This window comes from Ligilactobacillus aviarius subsp. aviarius DSM 20655 (assembly GCF_001436315.1).
GTDB lineage: Bacteria > Bacillota > Bacilli > Lactobacillales > Lactobacillaceae > Ligilactobacillus > Ligilactobacillus aviarius.
This window is the reverse complement of the sequence record NZ_AYZA01000006.1, coordinates 1-5,280: the sequence shown is the minus strand read 5'-3', so window position 1 is coordinate 5,280 and position 5,280 is coordinate 1. Positions and strand designations below refer to the sequence as shown.

Genomic DNA, 5,280 nt, shown 5'->3' with positions numbered 1-5,280 from the left:
TTGTCCCCGGGGGGCAGGGACAAATTGTCCCCGGGGGGCAGGGACAATTTGTCCCCCCAATAGAGACTAAGAAGAAAAAGACTAAGATTAAAAAAACTAAGAATAAAGTGTCTAAGGGTTCTAAGTCGGACAAGCCGACTTCTGAACCTTTAGACGACGACAGACTTGATAAACAAGCGCTGAAAATTGCTCAGGAGAAAGGGGTCGATGACCCGGTAGCCTATCATTATGGCATTCTCAAAAATTGGAAAAAGAAAGGAATAACCAGTTGGAAAGATTATCAAAAGGCGGAAGAGACTAAGGCTAATAGCAGTCGCAGTAATTCTAGAGGCCGTAAACCTTATCATGAAAAATTGCCGGAATGGGCGCAGGAAAAACCTGAAAAATCGAATAAAAAAGCGAAAAACGTTGATAAAACGACAACAGTTGACCAAGATATAAGTCGATTAATGGAACGGATCGATTCGAAAAAGAAGAAGAAAGGGGAGGAACAGCATGACTGAACTAATTGACGGGTTTTATTTTGAAAATTTCAAAATTGATAAAGTTCATAAAATTGGACGAAAAAAGTTTGTTAAATATCTTAATGACGACACCGGGAAATTAGTTGTTGCTAATCGGCAAGACGTTCCAGTAGATAACTTTGTCAATTTGGTTGGCGAGGACTGGTTTAGCCTGCTCGCTTGCTTTACCATGTCGCCATTTTTGTTGGAAAATCAAGTCAAATCAGTTGCTAAACCGAAAGGAAAAATGACAAGCGACGATTACGTCAAGCTCAACAATGCTTTGTATTCATTGCAAAGTTTAGGCGTGTTGAGCAAATACGAGTATGACTTTAATACGCTTGATGGAAAAAAGGACGTGGCCTATGTTCTTAACGATTGTCGGCCTTTGGTTGATTACTTTGATGATTTTTCTGAATTGCAAAAACATTGGAAAGACAAGGAGATTCCCGCTTTTGAAAGAAAAAAATTTCTGAATTGGGATAATGCTGCTCGTCTTTTTTGGAAACTGATTAAGAACAAGATTCAAACCCGGTTGTACAACATCGATGACCCGGTACTGTTCTTTAGCTATCAAAATCAAGCTTACGGAATTGACTTCGGACGTGGAATGTCTGAACACAATTTCGTATCAAATAATTATGGAATTCCGATTTTGAATTTTTATCTTGAAGATTATTCCGGAAAACATGACCCACAAACAGAAATTTGCGCTTGGGACTTGGAAAAACCAATGTCGGAATGGCTCAACAATTTTGATTTGGAAAAATGGAAAAATGATCGAAACACTTATCTTGAAGAACGAGAAGAAAGAATGGAATATCGCCGAAAACATAAGATCTTAGGCCGTTTCTTTGGCTAAATTATGTTATAATAGACTTGTAGAAGTTTTTAGATTTTTTCGTAAAAAAATCGCGACCATATCGCTAATATGGCATGCTTTTTGTGAGAAAAAGCAACGTGGCAACGTAGTCGGGTAATCGGCAAACAAAAAAAGTCAGCAATGGCGCAGAAGTTGCAAGGCATAGGCATTCTGTAAGTCTCAATAACCAAGAGGCGTCGGAACATGAATGAGTGTCGGACACACTTGTTTGTTAGTAGATTTCGCAATTTATTTATTCAAAAATTCAACCGAAAAATCAGAAAGGAGGAGTAGTCGAAAGGTTGAATAAACGCAAATAGGCGGTAGCAAGCTCTTTTTGATAATCGATTGAATGAGAAGAGGGTAAGCAATCCGTTAGGAGTAGTCGAAAGGCAACTTGCAATGCGAGTTGGGCAAATAGGCGGTAGCGAGTTTCGGGTTGTAAGCCGAATGAAAAACGGAATTGAAAACTTACTAACATGTTGAACTGGGTGCAAGCTCCAGCCGATAAGCTTGTGAAAGTAACGACCGCTTTGGGACGAGCCGAGTGAAAAAGCTCAACTGAATGGCGAGGGGTGGTTCTGTCTCAACACCCTGATTCGGAGAATCGAATGAAGTCTCAAAAAAAAAAATCGAGAGATTATTTTTTTTGAACGGAATGGTGGTGGTGAGACAGAACCCGCCACAACGACAGGCATTCTAGCACGGGGTGTGTCTACCGTTATTCGTAGCCGTGTGAGCTCTTTTCTGTAACTTTTTGAATTTTTTCGATCGTAACAAAAAATCAAATCAGTTCCACACTTGGAATGCTGCACTAGCTGATTTGATAAGGTTTATTCGTCGTAACAGTGTTGGTTAGGCCATATAATCGCTGTACACTAACCGACAGCACCTCCGGGTGTGTTCGGAAAGGCATAACGCTAGCCATAATAGCGTGAAAGGGCGCACTGGTAACGCACCAGTCATCAAATGCGTTCAGTCCGTATGGACATCTAGCCCTTAGATTTTTAACTTGGGAAAAATCGGAGAAATTGAAGATAAAACGTTGTCGAAAGGCGAATTGTGGGCTTTTTCGGCGGGTATTTATATTGCCAAAAATCGAACTGGAGCTTAGAATTCGTCTCTCAACATCGAGGGGAGGCAAAAAAACATGAGTTTAAAAACACAAATGAGCTATTTACTTCGCCAGCAACGGCAAGCTGGAAAACATGCTCAAAATGCGCACCATGGAGCAACTAACGCTGACTACACACATATTTATTCGGATAATTCGTTAAATCGGCACACTAAAGCTGTGGCGAGCTTTGCGAAATGGGGCAAGGAGCATGGAGTTACGCATACAACAGACATCAGCCATGAAAAACTGGGCGAATATTGTATGGATATGCAGGCTCAAGGCTATTCGGCTTGGACAATTAAAGCCGGTATAACAGCGGTTAACCACGTTATGGTGCAGACAGGACATTGGACGCACGCTGACGTGTTCAAGGCAACAACTTGGAACAAACAGAACCCTGATAGGCATATGCAATTAAAAGCCAAAAATAAGGGCGAAATCATGAATAATCGGCGTCAGACTGCGCAAGAATGGCGAAAAGAGAACGCCACTTTGTATTCGAACAATCGAAGATTGATCGATACGGCCAGGGCGTTCGGGTTGCGGAAAAGTGAGCTTTGCCACGCTGATAAAAATAAACCGGCGATTGTCAAAAATAGCTTTTTCGAGTGCAAGGGTCGGCTTTATTGCTTTGTTCCTTACGGGAAAGGTGGTCGGCCACGATTTGCAACATGTCGAAAAGACTTAGAATCCGAAATGCGTCGCATGTATGACGTGTTGCAAGTCAAACACATTCCAACAACAATGATTGATACAAAGCGTTTTCGAGACGTTTTCGTTCACAAAAATGAAGCGAGTTATCGAAAAAATGAGTTTATTTTCAGTGGGAAAGTGAGTGGCCGATTACGATTTCATGTTCAGCGACGAGAATATGCGCGTGAGAGGCTCTCTGAGGAGTTTTCGAGGTGGGGCCGGTATAACAACACTCAAGTTACTGTCAACGGCGTTGACGGCAACAAAACGGCGTTCAGGATCGTTGCTAACGATTTAGGCCACGGCCGAATTGACGTAATCGGGAATTATGTTGAGGAAGGAGATTTTGAATAAAATGAGTGCAAACATTGATATGCCGGCAAATATTCGAGAAATTATCGATAAATACGGCGAAAATTACATGGGAGTCCTCAAATTCGGAACTGATGAAGAAAAGAAAATCGTAACGAAATGGTTCGGAGATACGATTCAACGTCTACAAGACGAGGGGGCGTGCGATTAATGCAACAATTATTCGATTATGCAAGGTCGAAAAACATCAAAGGCAATGATTTTGAAATTCTGATGTACATAATCACTCATACCGATAACAAACTCGAGGCTTGCTGTGACAGCAATCAGGAGATTGCTGAAACGACCGGGCTTGATAAAAGAGTGGTTGCACGGGCAATTAAAAATCTACAAGCGAAAAAAGCTATTTCAGTTCAAAAATTAGAACATAAAAAAAGACGTGGAAAGCCCGTCAATACTGAAAAAGGTCGAGAATACAAGTACCGGTTAATGCGGTGCGACTTTTTCGAAAATCTAGCACTTTTCGGGTCGGAAAACAGTTCCGACCAAGACGCCGTTAGCTAGCGACAAAAATGCACTAGCGTACAACAGGAAAACAGCAAAAAACAATGATTTTAGAAATTAGCTGATGACAAAAGTGAATGTGCTGTAATTAGTTAATTAATCAGGGTGGTGGTGGCTACTCTGACAACGAGAACAAAATAAAAAGGCTCGGTTAGATCCCGAGCCTTTTTCAGCAATAATTGCTTTTTTGTGTCATCAAAAATTTGAAAAAAACCTAACTGGTAGGCGGCCGGTTAGGTTTAAGTCCAATGTTTATGATTAATAATCTTCGCCTAAATTATAGCATGTTATAATCAAAAACGGCAACTAGCCTCGAAAGGAGGCGAGTCCAATGCGATTAGTAATCTTCAAATTCGTAGTTGCACCGTTGCTTGTTGGGTGTGGCGTTGCACTTTTCACTTGGTGGCTTAACAAGCATTAAGGTTGCCAAAACCTTGCGATGAGTGAAGTCCAGTAGAATTCGGCACTCTACTGGGCGTTTTTTTATACAAAAAACCCTGAACGTCAAAAAGTTCAGGGAAAAAAGGAGTTTTGTAGGTATCTTCAAAACGAAGATGTACTAAACAAGTAATGTAATTGCTTGTCATGTGATGTTGCAGGCTGTCAGGACGCCTGCTATACTTTATTTTGTAATAAAAAAAAGCGCTGCGGCAACAGCACTCCAACTTTCGAAATATATAAAAACAGTCCGTAATTAACTGTTCGATTTGTATTCTAGCATATAACCTACTGAAATTCTAGAGTTTAAAAAAATAAGTTGGAGCCTCCTGTTGCAGACGGTGCGACAGGAGGTTTTCTTTTATGCAAAAATTTTTAATGCTATCAAAATCAATTTTCGAGGCGGTGAACAAAGCTAAGTTAAGCATGTCAGAACGCTGGATATTGCTTTCTTTAATGAAATTTGCAGACAACGAACTTGGATACTGCTTTGCAAGCAATGAAACAATTGCTAAGACGGCAGGGGTTTCAGCTAAAACGGTAAAACGTTCCTTACAAATTTTGTCCAAAAAAGGGTTTATTTCAGTTGAGCCTTTTTTGGAAGATTACAGCCATTATGGAGAAGTGACAGTTAATGGCGTAACGTATCCTAAAGTTTATCGAAAAATTGAAGTTCCGCACCTTGAACCAACTTTGGTTGGTGGAAAGAAAAATACCCAGGGACAAATTGACACCCAGGGACAAATTGTCCCCGGGGGGCAGGGACAAATTGTCCCCGGGGGGCAGGGACA

At 40.9% G+C, this 5,280-nt stretch carries 7 protein-coding genes; all 7 read left to right on the top strand.

The genetic code is table 11. The features are described from left to right. The coding region (locus tag FC33_RS08355) for a hypothetical protein (RefSeq protein WP_162257603.1) at positions 1–503 on the top strand (503 nt) is incomplete at its 5' end. Beyond that, the gene (locus tag FC33_RS00880; RefSeq protein WP_057826746.1) at positions 496–1,365 is read left to right on the top strand and encodes a hypothetical protein; all 870 of its coding nucleotides are present in this window, start codon (positions 496–498) and stop codon (positions 1,363–1,365) included. The genes FC33_RS08355 and FC33_RS00880, both read left to right, overlap by 8 nt. 1,150 nt (positions 1,366–2,515) lie before the next feature. Then, a complete protein-coding gene (locus FC33_RS00875; RefSeq protein ID WP_057826745.1) occupies positions 2,516–3,529 on the top strand; it encodes a hypothetical protein in 1,014 nt (337 codons plus the stop codon). A gap of 1 nt (position 3,530) precedes the next feature. Further along, a complete protein-coding gene (locus tag FC33_RS08260) occupies positions 3,531–3,698 on the top strand; it encodes a hypothetical protein (protein ID WP_155519383.1) in 168 nt (55 codons plus the stop codon). Next, positions 3,698–4,051, top strand: a complete 354-nt coding sequence (locus FC33_RS00870) for a helix-turn-helix domain-containing protein (protein ID WP_057826744.1) — start codon at positions 3,698–3,700, stop codon at positions 4,049–4,051. The genes FC33_RS08260 and FC33_RS00870 overlap by 1 nt, the downstream gene beginning before the upstream one ends. A 331-nt stretch (positions 4,052–4,382) precedes the next feature. Continuing rightward, positions 4,383–4,472, top strand: a complete 90-nt coding sequence (locus FC33_RS08255; protein WP_146993481.1) for a type I toxin-antitoxin system Fst family toxin — start codon at positions 4,383–4,385, stop codon at positions 4,470–4,472. Between the two features lie 380 nt (positions 4,473–4,852). Further along, the coding region (locus FC33_RS08250; RefSeq protein WP_162257601.1) for a helix-turn-helix domain-containing protein at positions 4,853–5,280 on the top strand (428 nt) is incomplete at its 3' end.

Excerpts from the sequence above, each read along its gene's own strand:
- FC33_RS08255 (WP_146993481.1), top strand. The coding sequence starts at position 4,383 with ATGCGATTAGTAATCTTCAAATTCGTAGTTGCACCGTTGCTTGTTGGG.
- FC33_RS00875 (WP_057826745.1), top strand. The coding sequence starts at position 2,516 with ATGAGTTTAAAAACACAAATGAGCTATTTACTTCGCCAGCAACGGCAA.
- FC33_RS00870 (WP_057826744.1), top strand. The coding sequence starts at position 3,698 with ATGCAACAATTATTCGATTATGCAAGGTCGAAAAACATCAAAGGCAAT.
- FC33_RS08260 (WP_155519383.1), top strand. The coding sequence starts at position 3,531 with ATGAGTGCAAACATTGATATGCCGGCAAATATTCGAGAAATTATCGAT.
- FC33_RS00880 (WP_057826746.1), top strand. The coding sequence starts at position 496 with ATGACTGAACTAATTGACGGGTTTTATTTTGAAAATTTCAAAATTGAT.